This window comes from Kitasatospora sp. NPDC057940 (assembly GCF_042887425.1).
In the GTDB taxonomy this organism is placed as follows: domain Bacteria; phylum Actinomycetota; class Actinomycetes; order Streptomycetales; family Streptomycetaceae; genus Kitasatospora.
The window spans coordinates 222,744-239,743 of sequence record NZ_JBHVPH010000004.1 but is presented as its reverse complement, the minus strand read 5'-3'; the positions used below and the strand labels follow the sequence as shown (position 1 = coordinate 239,743).

Genomic DNA, 17,000 nt, shown 5'->3' with positions numbered 1-17,000 from the left:
GTACAGTCCTGCTGTATGGTCGGTCGCATGAGGATCACCAAGTTCGGACACGCCTGCGTACGCCTGGAGCACGACGGGACGACCGTCGTCGTCGACCCCGGGGCGTTCACCGACCCCGCCGCGCTGACCGGGGCCGACGCCGTCCTGATCACCCACGAGCACATGGACCACTTCGAGGAGGCCCGGCTGCGCGCCGCCCTGGAGGCCGACCCGGCCCTTCGGGTGTGGACCAACAGCGAGGTGGCCGCCCAACTGGACGGCGTGGCGCAGCGCGTCGCCGTGGTCGGCGAGGGCGACGCCTTCGAGGTCGGCGGGGTCGGGGTGAGCGTGCACGGCGAGTGGCACGCGGTCATCCACCGGGACATCCCGCAGGTGAAGAACATCGGCTTCCTCTTCGACGGCCGGCTGTTCCACCCCGGCGACGCGTTCACCGTGCCGCCGCACCCGGTGGACACCCTGCTGCTGCCGCTCGCGGCGCCGTGGAGCAAGGCCGGCGAGGTCGTCGACTACGTCCGGGAGGCGGCCCCGCGGGTGGCGGTGCCGGTGCACGAGGCGACGCTCAGCCCGATCGGGCAGATGATCGCCACCCGGCTGCTCGGGCCGGACGGGCCGGGCACCGGCGCGGAGCTGACCGTGCTCGGGGAGGGCGAGAGCCTGGAGCTGGGCTGACGGTACAGGGGCCGGGGCCGGGGTCGGTCGCGCGATGGTCGGCCGCTGGTCCCGGCGGTCCGGGCGCCGGTAGCCTGACGCCATGCTGAAGATCGGACTGACGGGTGGCATCGGCGCCGGCAAGAGCGAGGTGTCCCGGCTCTTCGCCGCCCACGGCGCGGTGATCGTGGACTCCGACGTGATCGCCCGCGAGGTGGTCGCGCCCGGGACGGACGGTCTGGCGGCCGTGGCCGCCGAGTTCGGGCCGCAGGTGCTGCGCGCGGACGGCGCGCTCGACCGCCCGGCCCTCGGCGCGATCGTGTTCGCCGACCCGGCGCGGCTCCGGGCGCTGAACGCGATCGTCCACCCGCTGGTGCGCGCCCGGTCCGCCGAACTGGAGGCCGCGGCCGCGCCGGACGCGGTGGTGGTGCACGACGTGCCGCTGCTCGCGGAGAACGGCCTCGCCCCCCTGTACGACCAGGTCGTGGTGGTCGACGCGGCCGACGACGTGCGGGTCGAGCGGCTGGTGCGGCTGCGCGGGATGGCCGAGGACGAGGCCCGGGCCCGGATGGCCGCGCAGGCCTCGCGGGCGGACCGGCTGGCGATCGCCGACGTGGTGATCGACAACGGCGGGCCGCTGGAGGCGCTCGCGGCGCGGGTCGACGAGGTGTGGGCGGAGCTGGTGAAGCGCGCCGCCGCTGCCTGAGGCTCAGGCGGCGGTCAGCGGCAGACGGGCCCGGACGGCGAAGCCGCCCTCGGTGGTGGGGCCGGCGTGCAGGGTGCCGCCGAGGTCGTCGGCGCGGGTGCGCATGCCGTCCAGGCCGTGGCCGCCGGAGGGCAGCCGGGGCCCGTCCGGATCTCCCGCCGCGGCGGGGGAGTTGACGATGTCCAGGCGCAGCCCGTCCGGGTGGACCTCGACGGTGACGGCGACCTCGGCGGCCGGGGCGTGCTTGTGGGCGTTGGTCAGGGCCTCCTGGACGATCCGGTAGGTGGCGTACTGCACGGCCGGTCCGGGGGCGGGCAGCCCTTCGGCGGGGCCCGTGAGGGTGAGGTCGACGGCGAGTCCGGCCTGGCGGGACTCCTCGACCAGGGCGGGCAGTCCGTGCAGTGAGGGGCCCTGGTCGGAGGCCGGGGTGAGGACGCCGAGCAGGCCGCGCAGCTCGGTGAGGGCCTGGAGGCCGAGGGCGCGGATCAGGCCGAGGGTCTCCCGGACGGCGGCCGGGTCGCCGGCGGCCGCGACCTGGCAGGCGCCGGCGTGCAGCGTGATGAGGGAGACGCGGTTGGAGACCACGTCGTGCATCTCCCGGGCGAGCCGGGCGCGTTCGGCGGCGGCGGCGCGCTCCTCGGCGTACCGGCGGGCCGCCTCCAGCAGCCGGTTGCGTTCGGCGAGCGCGGCGACGGCGCGGGCGCGCTGGTGGGCGGTGAGGCCGAGTGCGAGCGGGACGACGCAGAAGACCAGTGGGTCCTCGGCCAGATTGGCGAGGGCGGAGAGGCTGCTGACGTCCCCCAGGTCCATGGGGACGAGCAGCCGCACCCCGGCCAGTGCGGCCAGGACGGCCAGCACCCGGGTGGCGCCGCGCCGGGTGGCCAGCCCGTAGAGGGCGACGGCGACCGGGAGTTGGCCGCCCAGCAGGGTGACGGCGGCGACGGCCGCCGGGTAGCGCAGGCGGACGGCGAGGGCGAGCGCGCCGGCCGCCACCAGGCCCGCGTTGACCGGGGCCGAGGTGGTCGGCCCGATGTCGGGGTCGCCCGCGGCGAGCGGGACGAGCACCAGCAGCACCAGGACGGTCGGCCCGAGCGCGACGACCGGGCCGGGCAGGCGCAGCGGCGGGCCCGGCAGCGGTACCGCGGCGAGGGCGGAGTCCAACTGGTCGGCTGGGTGGGTCTGGTGGGCGGCGTGGGGGTGGTGGTCGGCGTCGGCTCGGTGGTCGGCGTCGGGTTGGTCGGTGGACGGGTGGTGCTGGTGACGGGTGGGGTCCAACCGGCCGGTGGGGCGCCGGAGTCGGGGCCGCTGCTGGGTGGGCTGGCGCATGGGGGCATGCTCGCACACCCCGTCCGGCCCGGGGTGGCGAGCGGGCCGCAGTGGCCGGGAACAGCCTGGAATTCGCCTTCCCGGGAAGGGATCATGGTCGGATGGATGATCGTTTCTCTCCCGAGCCGCCGGCCGTCGTCCGGCTGCCCCAGTACACCCGCGCCGACCACGAGGAGATCCTCGGCCCCGCCGACGACCCGTACGGCGTCGCCCACATCGAACTGAGCTGGCTGACCAAGGACATCCACTTCGGCATCCGGGCCGCCGACGGCCGGCTCGTCGCGCACGCCGGCCTGGTGCCGATCCCGCTCACCGTCGGCGGCACCGACCTGGAGGCGATCGGCGTCGGCGGCGTCGCCGTCGCCCCCGACCGGCGCGGCGCCGGCCTCGCGCAGGCCGTGGTCCGGGCCGCTCTCGGCCACGCCCGCACCCTCGGCCACCGCCGCGCGCTGCTGTTCTGCCACCCGCCGCTGGCCGTGCTCTACCGGCGGCTCGGATTCCGCGAGGTCGCGGAGGAGGTGACGGTGGAGCAGCCCGAGGGGCGGCTCGCGGTGATGCCGCTGCGCACCATGTGGGCGTCGCTGGCGGAGGGCGCCGGGTGGCCGGAGGGGCCGGTGCGGTTGCGCTCGCTGCCGATGTGACGTGCCCTGTGGGGACGGGGAGGGGGGAGGGGGGCCGGGCGGGGTCACTCCGGCCAGGCGGAGTTCTCGATCACGGCGACGAAGTCGGTCCGCTCGAAGTCCGGGTCGAAGTGGGCGAGGACGTCCGCCTTGACGTTGCCGAAGGCGGTCTCCGGCTTGGGCGCGACGCCGTCGTGGAAGGCGCGCAGGATGCCGCGCTTGAAGTCCGGGCGCGGATGGGCCGCGACCACCGCGTCCCGGTCGGCGGCGGCGAGGTCCGCGTACCCGATGCCGAGCACGTCCAGCTCCACCCCGGCGGTGGTCAGCGCGATCTCCGGCTCCAGGAACTCCGGGATGCCGGGCGTGGTGTGCAGGGCGATCGCCTCCCACACCAGGCGCACCCGCCGCTCGTCCACCCCGTGCCCGCGCAGGAACGCGGCGGCGGCCTCGGCGCCGTCCACCTCGAAGCGCCGACCGGAGGCGTGGTGCTCGGGGCCCAGGCCGAGATCGTGGAACATCGCGGCCAGGTAGAGGAGTTCGGGATCGAAGTCGAGCCCCCGGCGGCGGCCCTGGAGGGCGCCGAACAGGTAGACCCGGCGGGAGTGGTGGTACAGCAGCTCGGTGGTGGCGTCCCGGACCAGCTCGGTGGCCTCGGTGGCGAGCCGGCTGTCGGGGATCCGGACTCCGGCGATCTCGGTGGCGTTCATGCGGTGGCCTCCAGGGTGGTGGTGCTCGGGTCGGTGCCCGGGTCAGTGCCCGGTGCGGTGGCGGGCGGTACGGCGGCGGTTCGGCCGGCAGGGGTCGGCGAGCCCGCCGCGTGGGCGACGGCGGCGCCGGCCAGCGCGCGGATCATGGCGTGCGCCCGGGTGCCGTCGCCGGACAGCTCCGGCTGGAACAGCGAGGCGAGGAAGAACGGGTGGTCCGGCAGTTCCAGGACGCGCACCTCGCCCGCGCCGTCCGCGCCGCTGAACCGCAGCCCGTGCGCGCGCAGTCGGTCCAGGTAGGCGGCGTTGAGGCCGTACGCGCAGTGGTAGCGCTCCAGGGTGCGGGTGGTGCCGAGGACGCGCTCGGCGAGCGTGCCGGGGGTGATCGCGACCGACCCCTCGTGGCCGACCAGGGAACAGGCCAGCGGCACGATCACCTGCTCGTCCCGCTCCGGGTGCTCCTCGCCGTGGACGGCCCCGCCGAGGCCGCAGACGTTGCGGGCGTACTCCAGCACCGCGTGCTGGAACCCGGCGCAGGTGCCGAGGAAGGGGATGCCGCGCTCGCGGGCCGTCCGGACGGCGGCCAGCGCGCCCGCCTCGCTGCGGTAGGGGCTGCCGGGGAGCAGCCAGATCGCGTCGAAGCCGTCCAGGGCGCCGGGCGCCCCGGCGTCCTCGGTGGGGATCCAGTAGGCGTCCAGGACGAGCTGCTCGCGCTCGGCGAGGACGTCGAGCAGCCCGGGGATGCGGGCGTGCGAGCGGACGGCGGGGGAGCGGTCGCCGACCAGGGCGACCCGCGGGGTGAGGTAGGTCATGGGACTATCCTGACCCCGCACCCGAGATCAGCGCCAACGATGATTTCTTACCCCTCGATCAGAAGAGTTGATGACTGCCGTGGATCCGCAGCAGCTGCGCACCTTCGTCACCGTCACCCGCCTCGGCTCCTTCTCCGAGGCCGCGCGGGAACTCGGCTACACCCAGTCCGCGGTCTCCCAGCAGATCGCCGCCCTGGAGGCCGACCTCGGGACCGGCCTGCTCAGCCGCCGCCCGGTCGGCCCGACCGAGGCCGGCCTGCGGCTGCTGGAGCACGCGGCGCCCCTGCTGGTCCGGCTGGAGGCGGCGCGCGCCGACGTCGCACGCCTGGCCGGTGCCCCGAGTGCCCGGCTGGTGCTCGGCGCCACCCCGCTGGCGGTCGGAGTGGCCCTGGGGCGCGCACTCGGCGAGGTGCGCCGGGCCCACCCGGCGGCCGACCTCGTCGTCCGGGTCCTCGCCCAGGACGCGCTGCCCGCCCAGGTCGCCACCGGTGAGGTCGACCTCGCCCTGATCGACGGCCTCGCCGCCCCCAGCGACCCGCTGCCGCTGCCCGACGTCGGCCCGCTCGGCACCGTCGCCGTCGACGAGCAGCCCGTCGCCGTCGCCCTCCCGGTCGGCCACCCCCTCGCGGGCCGCACCGGCGTCGCGCTCGCCGACCTCTCCGCCGCCCGCTGGCTCGACGCCCCCGACCTCACCCCGACCGCCGCCCGGCTGCGCGCCGCCGCCGGCGTCGACGGCTTCCGCCCCGCCACCCGCTACCGGGGCACCGACGTGCACGGGCTGCTCGCCCTGGTCGCCACCGGGCACGGGCTCAGCCTGCTCCCGGCGTCCGTCCTCGCCGACGCGCCCGGCGTCGCGTCCGCGCCGATCGCCGCCCCGCGGCTGGTGCACCGCACCGAACTGGTGCACGGCAGCCTGCCGGAGGGGCCGGCCGCGCTGCTGGCGCGGCTGCTGTCGGGCACGCCCTGAGCCCGCTCCCCGGACCGCGCCGGGCGGCCGCGGTGTTGTGGAGGAGCGATCACCAGGCGTTCACGTCCTGGGGCTGACGGTGGTCGCTCCGGTGGTGCTGTCATGAGCACAGTCGCCCGGCGCGAGGCCGGGCAGGACCCGGGAGATCCCCCACATGATGCTCCGTCAGCGTCTCACCGTCGTCGCCGCGGCGGCCGCCCTCGCCGCCGCCGGGCTCGCGGCCGGCACCGCGCAGGCCGCCCCGGCCAAGGGCTCGCCCGTCAAGATCCGCCCGCTCGCGGCGAGTTGTTCGCAGGCCTACCTGCCGCTGCCCGACCCGTCCTGCACGCCGGGCGCCTACAACCCGGACGTCACCCAGGCCACCATCGGCCAGACCATCTGCGTCTCCGGCTGGACCGCCACCGTCCGCCCGCCGACCAGCTACACCAACGCGCTGAAGGCGCAGCAGATCGCGCAGTACGGCTACGCGGACACCAACCTGTCCGACTACGAGGAGGACCACTTCGTCCCGCTGGAGCTCGGCGGCGCCCCGCGCGACCCGCGCAACCTCTGGCCCGAGCCCCGCTACGGCAGCCAGACCGCGACCGGCAAGGACGGCGTCGAGACCAAGCTGAAGAACGCGGTCTGCAAGGGCAAGGTCGGCCTCGACGACGCCCGCAGCGCCATCGTGACCGACTGGACCACCGCGCTCAGCAGCCTCGGCCTCTGACGCTCTGCTCCCGTGCTGGTGCGGCGGTCGGTCCGTCCGGTCCCCTGTGCCGGACGGGCCGACCTGCCGTCCGCCCCGGGCACCGCTTCGGCGGTGCGCGGGGCCGTCTGTGGTGGTTCTGTGGGGATGGTCGCGGCGTGGCGCCCGGTCAGCGGCCCGAGTGGGCCTAGTAGGCCGGGCAGGCCGGGCCCGCGGTGGTTTCGGGCCGTGTGTGCGCGGAGCCGTCCGCCCGTTCCCGTTCCCGTTCCCGCTGCCCGGTCGCCTCGCGGATGCGGGCACTCGGCATGGCTGTTCCCTTCCCCCGTACGTCCTGCCGCCCGGCCGCCGGCCCGCTGCGCCCCTCTGATCCGAGGGGCGGTCGGGGTCGACTGCGTCGACGGCGGTCGAAACTTATGCCACCGGGCCGCCGGGAGCAAAGCGGGATACCGGCGGGTAGGCGGCTCTCCCCGGCCGCTGCGGGGGCGTTGGTGGTGAAGGTGTGTGCGGGCGTGTCGGAAGGTATGGCGGGCCTTCGGCGGCCGACCGGCCGGCGGGACGGCGCGCGGTCGCGGATTCCCCCTGTCGGGCGGGGGTCCGCCGGTCGGCCGAAGCCCCGGCCCGCCCGCCCGTGCGGGCCCGCGGCCGGCCGCGGCGGACGGCTGATGCCAAGGATTTCCCCCGACCGGATCCGCCGCCCTCCGCCCGGGTGTCCGGCCCCGGCCCGGCATGCTCCCGGCCCCGGCCCGGTGGCGGATCAGGCGTGGGTGCCGGGGACGCCGAGCTGCTGGGCGAGCCAGGGGAGGGCCTGGGCGAAGCTGGCGGCGCCGGTCTGCCAGGTGTGCTTGCCGGAGCCGACGGCGGTGGTGGTGCGGATGCCGTCCTTCCGGGCGGCGTCGTTGAGGGCCCTGGCAGACTCGATCTGGCCGTGCTCCTCGTCGCCCTGCCCGAAGTAGCCGGAGACGCCCTGGTACTTGGGGTGGTGGGCGAGGACGGTCAGCGGGTCGTGGGCGGCCCAGGCGGCCGCGTCGCCGCCGTACAGCTCCTGGACGGTGTGGTCCTTGTCGCCGGTGGAGGGGCCCTTGTCGCCGGAGAAGTCACCGAAGTGGGTGAAGACCTCGGGGTGTTCGACGGTGAGGTCGACGGCGCAGGTGCCGCCCATGGACCAGCCGGCCACGCCCCACCGGTGCGGGTCGGTGGCGGCGTTGAAGGTCTTCTGGACGAACGGCGGGACGTCCTTGAGCAGATGGCTCTCCGAGTTGCCGTGCGGGCCGTCGACGCACTCGGTGTCGATCCGGAAGCCGCCGGTCGCGTCGACGAAGACGAGGATCGGCGCGAAGCCGTTGTGCCTGGCGGCGAAGTCGTCCGCGGTCTTCACGGCGTTGCCGGAGCGGATCCAGTTGTCGGGCGCGGCGAACTCGCCGCCGATCAGCTCCAGCGCCGGCAGCTTCGGCCGGTTCTGGCTGCGGAACCACGCGGGCGGCAGGTAGACGAGCTCCTGGCGGTGGGTGAAGCCGCTGGCCGTGCTCGGGATGTCCACCTGGACGATGCGGCCGGTCTTCGTCTTCCCGTGCAGGGAGCCGAGTTCGGCGAGCGTGATCTGCTCCGGCAGCGGCTGCCCGCCCAGTTCGCCGATCGCGTCGTCGAGGGTCGGGTAGTAGCCGGTGGCGATGTTCACGCTGTTGGCGGCGCAGAACAGGGCGAGCAGCGCGGCCGGCGGCGCGAGCGCCCGGCGCCACCAGCGGGCGCCGCGCCAGCCGAACCCGAGCGCGCTGACCGCCGCGACCGCGACCCCGCCCCACAGCCACACCCCGAACGGGATCGGATCGGTGATCCCGGCGAGGGTGAGCACCCCGACGGCGGCGAGGGCGGTGAGCAGCAGCGCCGTCCCGAGGGCGATCGGGCCCCACTTCAGCCGCCAGGCCCGGTCCCGCCAGCCGAGGGCGGCCAGGAACAGGGCGAGGGCCACGGCCTGGACGGCCCAGGGGAACCAGCCGCCGAGCAGGGAGACGTTCATCTGGCGGAGGCTAGGGGTGCCGGATGAGAAGTCGATGAGAGGCCGGCAGGTCGCTGGAAGAAGGCTGGGAGGCGGACAGGGGCCACGAACAGGGGTCTGACGGGCGCTGCGGTGATCACTCCCCGAGAGCACCGACCGTGTTGCCGGGGCCGTCCAGCCACACCGTGTTCGTCTCCGGGGTCACCGTGAGCCCGTAACGGTCCAGCCCGGGGCGCCCGTTGGACAGCCACGTCGAGGCGGCGGCCTCGACCTCGGACCAGAGGGCCCGAGGCCCGCCCTGGAAAGCAAGCGCGGTGCCGTCGCTCCGACTCTCCAGCACCGCCCATGAACCGTCGGGGTGGAGGAACCACCGGCCTGCGACACCGTCGGCCGCCAGGCGCAGCCGGGTCGTGCCGGGCATGGCGAGTTGGGCGCTCCAAAGGAACGCCGGGTCGTCCAGGGTGCCGGGGCGGATGGCCGTGTCGAGGCCGGCGGCGTTGGCGCGGGATCGGAGGGCGGCGCGCATGAGGGGGCCGATCACGGGCCGCCGGGTCTCGCGAGAGAGCATGAACGAGACGTCGGAGTTGATGAACCGGCCCTCTGCTGCACCGTCGCCGACGTGCAGCTTCACGTAGCCGTAGGCGTCGAGGCTGCCGACCAGAGACACCACGATGACCGCGTCGGGGAGCGCCTGGGCCAGCCACTCGGACGGGACTCGGTTGGGCGAGTATGTGGCGATGATCCGCTCGTACGGTCCGCTGCCCGGGCTGCCCTTGGCGCCGTCGCCGACGACCAGGTGGGGGTGGTAGCCGATGGCGGCGAGCCGTTCGCCGTCGACGGCGGACAGCCTGGCGTCGTGCTCCACGCTGGTCACGTACCGGTCGCCGAGCCTGGCGCACAGCAGCGCGGTGGAGTACCCGGTGCCGGTTCCGACTTCGAGCACGTTCACGCCGTCCGGGACGTCGAGGTCTTCGAGCATCCGCACCACGACGCCGGGCAGCGTCGAGGAGCTGGTGGGCGTCCCGGCGACGGGTTCGCCGTTCGGCCGGGTGGTGCCGTGGTCGAGCTGGGTGACCCACGTCGTGTTCTCGTAGGCCAGCCGCAGCCACTTCTGCGTGTCGGAGTCCCGGTCGACGGCGGTGTACCGCGTGATGCCGTCCGGGCCGTCCATGGTGGTGTAGAACGTCGGCAGGAAGACGTGGCGGGGCACCGCCAACACCGCGTCCCGCCACTGCGGGGTGCGCAGTGAGCCGTTGCGCTCCAGTTCCTCCACCAGGGCGACACACAGCCCGTGTGCCCTTTCCTCGACCCCGTCCAGGGTGTCACTCACCTGTGGTGCCCTTCTCCAGAAGATCCGCGATGGCGCGCGAGACGGGCACGCCGGTCCTGTGCTCGATCCACGACCACTGGCCGTTGGGGTTCACTTCGAGGAAACGCCAGTCCCCGGCCGGCGTCACGATGAAGTCGAAGGCCCCGAAGACGAGTCCGAATTCGCGCATGAACGCGGACACGCGCTCGCGCACCGGGGCGGGGATGGTCGTCGGCTTGTACGTGAGGCTCTTGTAGTCGGTGCGCCAGTCGATCCGGGCGGCCTCCGACCCGGCGTGGATCTCCACGGGAAAGAAGCGGTTGCCGACCACGGTCAGCCGGACTTCGTGGGCCTTGTCGATCCACTCCTGGAAGAGGTGGGCGCACAGGCGCACCGAGTCGTCCAGATCCGTGGGGTCGACGATGACCGTGTCCACGGGCGCACCGAGGCTCTTGGTGATGATCGGGGTGCCGAGGCCGGCGGCGAACTTCCGGCCGGCCTCGGGGTCGTTGGTGATGATGCTGCGCGGGGGCTTCAGTCCCAGGCGCCGGGCGACGGCGAGTTGCCACGGCTTGTGGTTGGCGTCCAAGTCCCGCGCGGGGTGGTTGATCCACAGGCAGGGAAGGGAAACGGCGACGCCGACGAAGCCGGCCCGGGACTGGGCGGCGGCAAACCGCCGCCCAGCCTCGGACATGCCGCCAGGCAGTCGGAACTCCTCGGGTCTGCGGAAGTACACCGACCGGACACGGGACAGGTCGAGCGTGCGGTGCCCGTTGTCGAGCACGCCGGCCCACCTGTCCTCCAGCGTCGCGGTCAGGGTGAGTTCGGTGGGGAACTCGGCGGTGTCGCATCGGAACACCGGGATGCCCCGGCCGTTCAGGTGCTCGACCACCAGATCCGCAGTCGAGTCGAGCCGGCTCGTGAGAACCAGCACCGCCTCGCCGTCGGGTTCGGTCACCTTGGCTCTCCTAGTAGAAGTCGGTGCCTTCGTCGTTCTTGCTGTCGGAGTTGGTGTTGCTGCTGGTCTCGCCGCGGGCGGTGTGCGCCCAGGGGTTGCCGTCGGAGGTGACGGCGATCTGCAACTCCTGGTCGTACGTGACGCCGGTGGCATCGGCCGGATCGCTGGTCTGACGCGCGGCGTAGCGCATGGCGAACGGCTGCCGTTCCGCGGAGGTGGTGGTCACGGTGTTCTCCTCTCGTGCTCGATTTCGACGGCGCTGCCCGCGCCGGGTGGCATCAACGACGCTACGGAGCAACAACTGCTTGCCCAAAGGCAGTTGCGGAAAATTGCGGAGATTCACTCCAAGGCGTCAATCGTTGCCTCAATGGCGGCGCGCGCCTCTCGGCCGTAGACGGCGAAGCCTTGCAGCTCGGCGAACGTCCGGACGTACTCGCGGACTTCAGGAGGACTGGTGATCCGGACGCGGGCGCTGACCAGCTCGACCTCGACCTGGACGTCATCGAGGACATGGAATGTCTCCACCGGCCACAGGGTGCGCTGTGCGGTGAACGGGATGATGCCCAGACTGACGCGTGGCAGCGACATGACCGAGAGCAGATGGGCGAGCTGGCTCGCCATCACGGACGGTTCGGAGATGCGGTAACGCAGAACGGATTCCTCGACCAGGCACACGATGCGGTGGTTGCCTTCGTACATCGGCCGGGTGCTCCGCATTCGCTGGGCGACGGCCTGTTCGAGGTCGTCCGGCGAACTTGCCTCGCTCGCAAAGCGGGAGAGGATCACGGCGGCGTAGCCGGGGGTCTGGAGCATGCCGGGGACGACATCGGAGGAGTAGAAACGCAGGAGACGCGATTCCGAGTAGGACCGGGTATAGCTCTCTTGGAGCTGCCGGAGCCCGGCATGCCGGAGACGCTTCCACTCCATGTACATCGACGCGACCGACCGGGAGGCGGCGATCAATTCGGGAATCAGGTTCTCCGACCCACAGGCGGTGCACCAGGCCAGGATGTCGCTGTCGGACGGGGTGGATTCGGCCTTCTGAATCCGGGTGGTCTTCGCCGGGTGCCAGCCGCACCGGGCAGACAGCTCACGCCCGGTGAGTCCCGCGTCCTTGCGCAGGTGCAGGAGTCGATCAGCGAGCGCCTGTCGGGCTGCTTGCGCGGCGGAGAGCGGCGACGTGGCCATGAGCTGCCTGCCGGATGATCCTGAGGGGTCAGACGGTGTACTGGTCGTGGGGCAGGGCGCGTTCCCACACCGCCTCGAACGCGTTGGACACCAACTTCACCACGGCCGGGTCCTCGGTGTACTCGTGGCCGGCCCAGTCACCGTCACCGGTGAACCAGTGGAACAGCACCAGGTGGTCATCGATCAGCCAAAGGTCGTTTCCCGGCAGCGGGATGTCGGAAGCGAGTCGCCGGGGCAGCCACCGCACCTGCTCGCCGGCCGCGATGTTCACTGGGGTCAGCGCGTGCTCCCACCGGATGTAGTCGGTCACCGGCTCGGAGACGATCCTCGCCCGGCGCATCACCACGCCACGGCCGACGGTCTCCCGTACGAGCGGTACCCAGCCGGCCCAGCCTTCGGAATCCGGATCCAGATCGGCGCCGCCGGAGCGCTTGAACTCCGCGAACTCCTCGGCCTCGTCGGAGACGCCGTAGACGTCACGCATCTCCAGATGGACGGCCGTCTGCTGCGCTCCCTTCAAGAGGGAGGAAAAGTCCGGCACGTTCTGCGTCATCGCATGCCTTTCGCAGGATGGGGATCATCCGCATGGGGATGCGGATGACGGCTTCATGGTCAGGGATGCCCCGCTCGTGGCCGGGGACCCACTCGGTCCCGCAGATCCGGGCTTCGAGCACCGCGCTCGCCTTCCATCCCTGGATGACGATCTCGTGCGCCTCGTCCTCGATCCACACGGTCGGCGAGCCCCCCCGACTTGGTGTCAGGGTCGATCCCAGCGAAATCCAGCGCCATCGTGCATCTCCTGCGTCCAGCCCGCTGTGGGTAGTTGCGGTTCACACCGTGGCGCCGGAACAGAGGTGCGTCAAGGGGCGCGAGGTCGCACAGGAGGCGGCGCACATCGGGCCATGCGGGCGGCCCCGCGTGGCTCGGCGGGGCCGCCCGCCTGTAGGTGTTTCAGGGAGCGGTCGGGGAAGTCGTCGGTTTGGACGGCGGCGATGAAGGCCTGCCAGGCCTCGGGACTGAAGCCGAGGGCCGGGCCGTGCGGGTCCTTGCTGTCGCGGACCGGGACGATGCCGGTGATGCTGGCTGCTACTTCGACGCAGTTGTCGTTCGGGTTGCTGGCGCTTGCCTTCTTCCACTGCACAGGGAGTGCGGAGGCGACAGGGAAGTGGGTCACTTGAGCGTGTCTCTCTTCTGTGTGATGAGGTTGAGCGATTGGTCCAGAGACAAGGCGGCTGCCATGATTTCGTCGAACGCCGCTCGATAGACATCGACTTGGTCCGGGTCCTCAACCCAGTCGCTGCTGAGCATTCCGCTGAGCAGAACCAGGTCGAGATCGCGTTGCCGAAACTCCAGGAGTGCGAACGGCCCGGTCATGCCGGGATGTGGCGGAGCCGTGGCCGGCATGACCTGAATCCTGATGTTGGGGAGCCGGCTGAACTGCAGCAGCTTGTCCAGTTGGTCAGCCATCACGCCTGGGGCGGCACTCATGGTCAGGGCCGACTCGTGGATCACGGCCCATAGCTTCAGCGGGTTCTCGGATCGAGTCAGGACGGACTGCCTGTTGATCCGGACTTCGACTCGCTCTTCGACGCTGGGCTTCTCCATGACGCCGCTGGAGATGATGGCGTGAGCGTACTGACGCGTCTGGAGCAGGCCAGGGATGTAGGCAGACTCGTACGACTTGTTGCCCACGGCAGTCTCTTCGAGGCGGATCAGATCGGTGTAGAGCGGGTTCAACTGCTCGTAGCCCGCGATCCAGCCGGGACGCCGCTTGTCTCGAAGGATCTCGACGAGGACCTCTTTGAGCTCCTCGTCGCACTCGTAGAAGTCGAGCAGCGCGCGGACGACGTCCGGCTTGAGCTGGACGCGGGCGTTCTCGTATCTGCTGAGCTTCACCAGGTTGACGCCGTCGACCTGAGCCGCCACCTCTTCGGCCGACAGGTTCTTGAGCTCGCGAAGTCGCCTGAGCTCGGCTGCGATGCGCCGGTATCGCACGGCTGGTACTGCGACCGCCATCTATGCGACCCCTTCAAAGCTTCCAAGAGCCAGTGTGCATGGCGTATGTGATGCTTCGCCACCATCCGTGGGGAGTCTAAGGGCGCCACCTTGCCACTCGAAGTGAAAGTTTTCATATTTGCTCGACTTGCCTTGCGCTTCTTATGTGGCGTGCATCGTGCTTTGCGCGACGCGCGCCAGTGACCGCGCGCCGCTCCTTCGCCCTGCGTCCGCCGAAGACGAGTCCGGGCGGGGCCTCCTCCTCGTCAAGCTCCTGTCCGAGCGTTGGGGTTGCTGCCCGCGCGTGCCCATCGGCAAGATCGTGTGGTCGGAGATCGGTTCCGCTGCGGCCTCCTCCGCCCCCGTGGAGCGTGTGGCGTGAACGAGGACCGCCTGGTCGCCGCCGAGATCGCCGGCGGTCTGATGCCGCCGACGATCTACGTCCTCCCCCCCAAGGCCCTCGACGCCCTCTGGCGTTCCCTCCAGTTCCAGCCCGTGAGCCGTCCCCAGTGGCTCTGGTTCGAGCGCTACCTCACCGGCCCGTCCGTCGACCGCTTCGTCGCCGGCTACCTCACCAGTGCGGGCCCGCTCGACCTCCCTGTCGTTCTCCCCGATTTCCTCCACCGCCTGCGTCTCGGCTGGACGCCCCCGGAGGCGAATGGTGAGCCGTCGCGCGACGGGCCGGCCCTGCCGCTTCTCCCGGCATGGCGCGTGCTAGTTTGAACGTGTTCAAATAGATGGCCGCAAGGGGGAGCCGTGGCCGCGGTGCCGAGGAGTGCGAGGGTGCTGGCGGGGCTGGCGGCCGCGGTGTGTCTGCTCCCGCTGGTGCTCGCGGTGGTGGCGTTCGGCCTGGGCGGCTCGTTCTCGTTCCTGCACGTGATCGCGCTGGTCAGCGCCGTGGCCGCCGTCGTGCCGGTGTGCTACCGGGAGCGCGACCCGTTCCGGACCGCCTGTGCGGCGGCGGGCGCGGTGGTGGCGGTTGCCTCGGTGCCGCTGCTGTTCGTGGGCATCTGGTTCGTGATCGGGTTCGGCGCGTGGCTCATGCTGGCGGCCTTCCTGTTCCTGCCGGTCGCCGCGATCCCCGCTCTGGTGGCGGCGTTCCAGCGCGCCCGCGGCCCCGAGTACGGCCAGACGGCGGCCGTCCTCGGGTGGGCCGTGGGGGTGCTGTCGCTGCTCGGCTGGTCGCTGGTCGCTGGTCGCTGGTCGCGCTCTCCGCGGTGATGGGGCGCTGAACTCCCGGACGGCCCGCCGCCGTCAGCCGGCGAACCGCTCGCGAAGCGCCGCCAGGCCGGCCGTGAACACCCCGTGGAGGCGGTCGGCGGTGGCCTTGCGGTGCTCGGACTCTACGTCGTACGTGGCGCTCCACTCCACGAAGCTGGCGTCGAGCGCGGTGACCGGGGTGACCCGCAGCGTCGCCCGGTAGCCGTACAGCTCGAACGTCCCCTCGGGGAAGCTGTAGGTGTAGCTGCGGGCCTCCTCGTCGTAGGCGAGCAGCGTCTCGTACAGCGCCGCGCCGTCGATCTCGAACACCCGGACCGACCCGATCGCGTTGCCCGTCAGCTCGTTGCCGAGGCTGCTGGCCGGCAGCCCCGGGTGCCAGCCGCCGAGGTCGTGGAAGTCCCCCAGAAGCTCCCACACCCGCTCGGCCGGAGCCTCCACGACCGTGCTGACCTTGATACCCGCCATCGTCGTCGCCTTTCGCCAACCTTCGTACGGACGGGCACCATCCTCGGGCCGGCGCGCGGAGGACGCCAGAGCACCTGGCGGGACGGATCCCGTGTCGGTGCCGCTTCGGATCGTCAGGTGTGAAGAACGGAAAGGACATTGATCATCCCACGGGCTAGGATCGCGGCCCATGGATGCGAGCACCCGAACCGACCTGATCGCCGTCCCGCCCGGCCGCGTCACGCTGTCGGACCGCCGTACGCAGCGGAGCTGGACCGTCGAGCTCGCCCCCTACGAGCTGGCGCCCTGTCCGGTCACCCGCGAGCAGTACGGCGCCGGGGCCGGCGACCGGCTCCCCGCCGACAGCGTCTCCTGGTACGACGCCGTCCGCTACTGCAACGACCTGTCCCGGCGGGACGGACTCGCGCTGGCCTACCGGCTCGACGGAGAGTCCGCCACCTGGGACCGCGCCGCCGACGGCTACCGGCTGCCCACCGAGGCCGAGTGGGAGCACGCCTGCCGCGCCGGGACGGACGGCCCCCGCTACGGGCCGCTCGACGAGATCGCGTGGCACCGCGGCAACTCGGACGAGCGCCCGCACCCGGTGGGCGGCCTGCGCCCCAACGGCTTCGGCCTGTACGACCTGCTCGGCAACGTGTGGGAGTGGTGCTGGGACGTGTACGACGCCGAGGTGTACGGCGGCTACCGCGTGCTGCGCGGCGGCGGCTGGTTCGACGAGCACTGGAGCTGCCGCGCCTCCGTCCGCCGCCGCAGCCACCCCACCCTGCGGATCGACGACGTCGGCTTCCGGCTCGCCCGGACGATCACCGGCTGAAGGCGCGCCCCCGGGGAACCCTGGCCAGGTCACGGACCGTTGGGCCCTGCATGAACGATGCACCGGTGTCCCTCAGACCGATCGGCGAAGCCGACCTCGGCCACTTCGAAGCGCTGCTCCTCGACCCCGAGGCGGTGGGCCCGTTCCAGTGGTTCGGGTGGCGCGACCCCGGGCGGCACCGGCGCCAATGGGCGGAGAACGGCCTGCTGGCGCCCGAGCAGTCGGTGCTGGCCATCCGCTGCGGGGACGACTTCGCGGGCTTCGTCGGCTGGCGGCGGGTGGAATCCATGAGCGACTGCCACTACTGGAACCTCGGCATCCTGCTCCGCCCGGAGTGGCGCGGCCGCGGCATCGGCACCGAGGCCCAACGCCTCCTGGCGGACTACCTGTTCGCGCACTCGCCGGTGATGAGGCTGGAGGCCGACACGGAGACGACCAACTACGCCGAGCAGCGCGCGCTGGAGAAGTGCGGCTTCGTCCGCGAGGGCGTGCGGCGCAGTGCCACCTTCCGGGACGGCGAATGGCGCGACGGTGTCCGCTACAGCCTGCTGCGCACCGACCCCCGGCCCTGGACCGCTTCCTGAGG

22 protein-coding genes are annotated in these 17,000 nt (G+C 72.4%); 9 read left to right on the top strand and 13 right to left on the bottom strand.

Features of this window, described 5'->3' with window-relative positions; all coding sequences use genetic code 11:
• Positions 1 to 27 precede the first annotated feature (27 nt).
• Together ACFVTF_RS09390 and coaE are read left to right on the top strand one after the other, a co-directional pair.
• A complete protein-coding gene (locus tag ACFVTF_RS09390; RefSeq protein ID WP_387811287.1) occupies positions 28 to 669 on the top strand; it encodes an MBL fold metallo-hydrolase in 642 nt (213 codons plus the stop codon).
• An 82-nt stretch (positions 670 to 751) separates the two neighbouring features.
• Entirely contained in the window at positions 752 to 1,354 is a 603-nt protein-coding gene (coaE, locus tag ACFVTF_RS09385) for a dephospho-CoA kinase (RefSeq protein ID WP_387811284.1), read from the top strand.
• Between the two features lie 3 nt (positions 1,355 to 1,357).
• Here the strand turns inward: coaE and ACFVTF_RS09380 are convergent, their stop codons facing one another.
• A complete protein-coding gene (locus tag ACFVTF_RS09380) occupies positions 1,358 to 2,680 on the bottom strand; it encodes a sensor histidine kinase (protein WP_387811281.1) in 1,323 nt (440 codons plus the stop codon).
• Between the two features lie 101 nt (positions 2,681 to 2,781).
• Here ACFVTF_RS09380 and ACFVTF_RS09375 point away from each other — a divergent pair, with 101 nt between their 5' ends.
• A complete protein-coding gene (locus tag ACFVTF_RS09375; RefSeq protein WP_387811279.1) occupies positions 2,782 to 3,321 on the top strand; it encodes a GNAT family N-acetyltransferase in 540 nt (179 codons plus the stop codon).
• Between the two features lie 44 nt (positions 3,322 to 3,365).
• Here ACFVTF_RS09375 and ACFVTF_RS09370 read toward each other — a convergent pair whose 3' ends face one another.
• Together ACFVTF_RS09370 and ACFVTF_RS09365 are read right to left on the bottom strand one after the other, a co-directional pair.
• Positions 3,366 to 4,007: an HD domain-containing protein gene (locus tag ACFVTF_RS09370; protein ID WP_387811276.1), complete on the bottom strand. Its 642-nt coding sequence runs from the start codon at positions 4,005 to 4,007 to the stop codon at positions 3,366 to 3,368.
• Entirely contained in the window at positions 4,004 to 4,816 is an 813-nt protein-coding gene (locus ACFVTF_RS09365; protein WP_387811273.1) for a hypothetical protein, read from the bottom strand. Before ACFVTF_RS09365 ends, ACFVTF_RS09370 begins: the two co-directional genes overlap by 4 nt.
• Before the next feature lie 79 nt (positions 4,817 to 4,895).
• On the opposite strand from ACFVTF_RS09365, the gene ACFVTF_RS09360 reads away from it, so the two are divergent.
• Positions 4,896 to 5,783: a LysR family transcriptional regulator gene (locus ACFVTF_RS09360; protein WP_387811674.1), complete on the top strand. Its 888-nt coding sequence runs from the start codon at positions 4,896 to 4,898 to the stop codon at positions 5,781 to 5,783.
• 154 nt (positions 5,784 to 5,937) lie between these two features.
• Positions 5,938 to 6,492, top strand: a complete 555-nt coding sequence (locus ACFVTF_RS09355; protein WP_387811271.1) for a hypothetical protein — start codon at positions 5,938 to 5,940, stop codon at positions 6,490 to 6,492.
• A 733-nt stretch (positions 6,493 to 7,225) separates the two neighbouring features.
• On the opposite strand, the gene ACFVTF_RS09350 is transcribed toward ACFVTF_RS09355, so the two are convergent.
• From ACFVTF_RS09350 to ACFVTF_RS09310, 9 genes are all read right to left on the bottom strand, one after another.
• On the bottom strand, positions 7,226 to 8,485 hold the full coding sequence (locus ACFVTF_RS09350) for an alpha/beta hydrolase (protein ID WP_371516540.1): 1,260 nt from the start codon (positions 8,483 to 8,485) through the stop codon (positions 7,226 to 7,228).
• A gap of 115 nt (positions 8,486 to 8,600) precedes the next feature.
• A complete protein-coding gene (locus ACFVTF_RS09345; protein WP_387811267.1) occupies positions 8,601 to 9,794 on the bottom strand; it encodes a methyltransferase in 1,194 nt (397 codons plus the stop codon).
• Complete coding sequence (gene tgmB, locus ACFVTF_RS09340; RefSeq protein WP_387811264.1) at positions 9,787 to 10,731, bottom strand: ATP-grasp ribosomal peptide maturase; 945 nt, start codon at positions 10,729 to 10,731, stop codon at positions 9,787 to 9,789. Before tgmB ends, ACFVTF_RS09345 begins: the two co-directional genes overlap by 8 nt.
• Before the next feature lie 10 nt (positions 10,732 to 10,741).
• The gene (tgmA, locus tag ACFVTF_RS09335) at positions 10,742 to 10,957 is read right to left on the bottom strand and encodes a putative ATP-grasp-modified RiPP (protein ID WP_387811261.1); all 216 of its coding nucleotides are present in this window, start codon (positions 10,955 to 10,957) and stop codon (positions 10,742 to 10,744) included.
• Positions 10,958 to 11,070: 113 nt separating this feature from the next.
• Positions 11,071 to 11,919 carry a helix-turn-helix domain-containing protein gene (locus ACFVTF_RS09330; protein ID WP_371516536.1) on the bottom strand — a complete coding sequence of 283 codons (849 nt, stop codon included), beginning with the start codon at positions 11,917 to 11,919 and terminating at the stop codon, positions 11,071 to 11,073.
• A 28-nt stretch (positions 11,920 to 11,947) separates the two neighbouring features.
• A complete protein-coding gene (locus tag ACFVTF_RS09325; protein WP_387811257.1) occupies positions 11,948 to 12,472 on the bottom strand; it encodes a DUF6879 family protein in 525 nt (174 codons plus the stop codon).
• Complete coding sequence (locus tag ACFVTF_RS09320) at positions 12,396 to 12,650, bottom strand: hypothetical protein (protein WP_387811712.1); 255 nt, start codon at positions 12,648 to 12,650, stop codon at positions 12,396 to 12,398. Before ACFVTF_RS09320 ends, ACFVTF_RS09325 begins: the two co-directional genes overlap by 77 nt.
• A 128-nt stretch (positions 12,651 to 12,778) precedes the next feature.
• Positions 12,779 to 13,060: a DUF397 domain-containing protein gene (locus ACFVTF_RS09315; protein WP_387811254.1), complete on the bottom strand. Its 282-nt coding sequence runs from the start codon at positions 13,058 to 13,060 to the stop codon at positions 12,779 to 12,781.
• A 29-nt stretch (positions 13,061 to 13,089) separates the two neighbouring features.
• On the bottom strand, positions 13,090 to 13,935 hold the full coding sequence (locus ACFVTF_RS09310; protein WP_387811251.1) for a helix-turn-helix domain-containing protein: 846 nt from the start codon (positions 13,933 to 13,935) through the stop codon (positions 13,090 to 13,092).
• Between the two features lie 357 nt (positions 13,936 to 14,292).
• On the opposite strand from ACFVTF_RS09310, the gene ACFVTF_RS09305 reads away from it, so the two are divergent.
• Together ACFVTF_RS09305 and ACFVTF_RS09300 are read left to right on the top strand one after the other, a co-directional pair.
• Positions 14,293 to 14,637, top strand: coding sequence for a hypothetical protein (locus tag ACFVTF_RS09305; protein WP_387811248.1), 345 nt, complete (start codon positions 14,293 to 14,295; stop codon positions 14,635 to 14,637).
• Between the two features lie 60 nt (positions 14,638 to 14,697).
• Positions 14,698 to 15,135 carry a hypothetical protein gene (locus tag ACFVTF_RS09300; RefSeq protein WP_387811245.1) on the top strand — a complete coding sequence of 146 codons (438 nt, stop codon included), beginning with the start codon at positions 14,698 to 14,700 and terminating at the stop codon, positions 15,133 to 15,135.
• Between the two features lie 33 nt (positions 15,136 to 15,168).
• On the opposite strand, the gene ACFVTF_RS09295 is transcribed toward ACFVTF_RS09300, so the two are convergent.
• Positions 15,169 to 15,600 carry an SRPBCC family protein gene (locus ACFVTF_RS09295; protein WP_387811242.1) on the bottom strand — a complete coding sequence of 144 codons (432 nt, stop codon included), beginning with the start codon at positions 15,598 to 15,600 and terminating at the stop codon, positions 15,169 to 15,171.
• Between the two features lie 169 nt (positions 15,601 to 15,769).
• Between ACFVTF_RS09295 and ACFVTF_RS09290 the strand changes: the two genes are divergently transcribed.
• Positions 15,770 to 16,414, top strand: a complete 645-nt coding sequence (locus ACFVTF_RS09290; protein WP_387811239.1) for a formylglycine-generating enzyme family protein — start codon at positions 15,770 to 15,772, stop codon at positions 16,412 to 16,414.
• 65 nt (positions 16,415 to 16,479) lie between these two features.
• On the top strand, positions 16,480 to 16,998 hold the full coding sequence (locus ACFVTF_RS09285; RefSeq protein ID WP_387811236.1) for a GNAT family N-acetyltransferase: 519 nt from the start codon (positions 16,480 to 16,482) through the stop codon (positions 16,996 to 16,998).
• The last annotated feature ends 2 nt before the right edge of the window (positions 16,999 to 17,000 follow it).

Excerpts from the sequence above, each read along its gene's own strand:
- ACFVTF_RS09375 (WP_387811279.1), top strand. The coding sequence starts at position 2,782 with ATGGATGATCGTTTCTCTCCCGAGCCGCCGGCCGTCGTCCGGCTGCCC.
- ACFVTF_RS09350 (WP_371516540.1), bottom strand. The coding sequence starts at position 8,485 with ATGAACGTCTCCCTGCTCGGCGGCTGGTTCCCCTGGGCCGTCCAGGCC.
- ACFVTF_RS09380 (WP_387811281.1), bottom strand. The coding sequence starts at position 2,680 with ATGCGCCAGCCCACCCAGCAGCGGCCCCGACTCCGGCGCCCCACCGGC.
- ACFVTF_RS09355 (WP_387811271.1), top strand. The coding sequence starts at position 5,938 with ATGATGCTCCGTCAGCGTCTCACCGTCGTCGCCGCGGCGGCCGCCCTC.
- ACFVTF_RS09325 (WP_387811257.1), bottom strand. The coding sequence starts at position 12,472 with ATGACGCAGAACGTGCCGGACTTTTCCTCCCTCTTGAAGGGAGCGCAG.
- ACFVTF_RS09370 (WP_387811276.1), bottom strand. The coding sequence starts at position 4,007 with ATGAACGCCACCGAGATCGCCGGAGTCCGGATCCCCGACAGCCGGCTC.
- ACFVTF_RS09295 (WP_387811242.1), bottom strand. The coding sequence starts at position 15,600 with ATGGCGGGTATCAAGGTCAGCACGGTCGTGGAGGCTCCGGCCGAGCGG.
- ACFVTF_RS09330 (WP_371516536.1), bottom strand. The coding sequence starts at position 11,919 with ATGGCCACGTCGCCGCTCTCCGCCGCGCAAGCAGCCCGACAGGCGCTC.
- ACFVTF_RS09310 (WP_387811251.1), bottom strand. The coding sequence starts at position 13,935 with ATGGCGGTCGCAGTACCAGCCGTGCGATACCGGCGCATCGCAGCCGAG.
- coaE (WP_387811284.1), top strand. The coding sequence starts at position 752 with ATGCTGAAGATCGGACTGACGGGTGGCATCGGCGCCGGCAAGAGCGAG.
- ACFVTF_RS09390 (WP_387811287.1), top strand. The coding sequence starts at position 28 with ATGAGGATCACCAAGTTCGGACACGCCTGCGTACGCCTGGAGCACGAC.
- ACFVTF_RS09365 (WP_387811273.1), bottom strand. The coding sequence starts at position 4,816 with ATGACCTACCTCACCCCGCGGGTCGCCCTGGTCGGCGACCGCTCCCCC.
- ACFVTF_RS09290 (WP_387811239.1), top strand. The coding sequence starts at position 15,770 with ATGGATGCGAGCACCCGAACCGACCTGATCGCCGTCCCGCCCGGCCGC.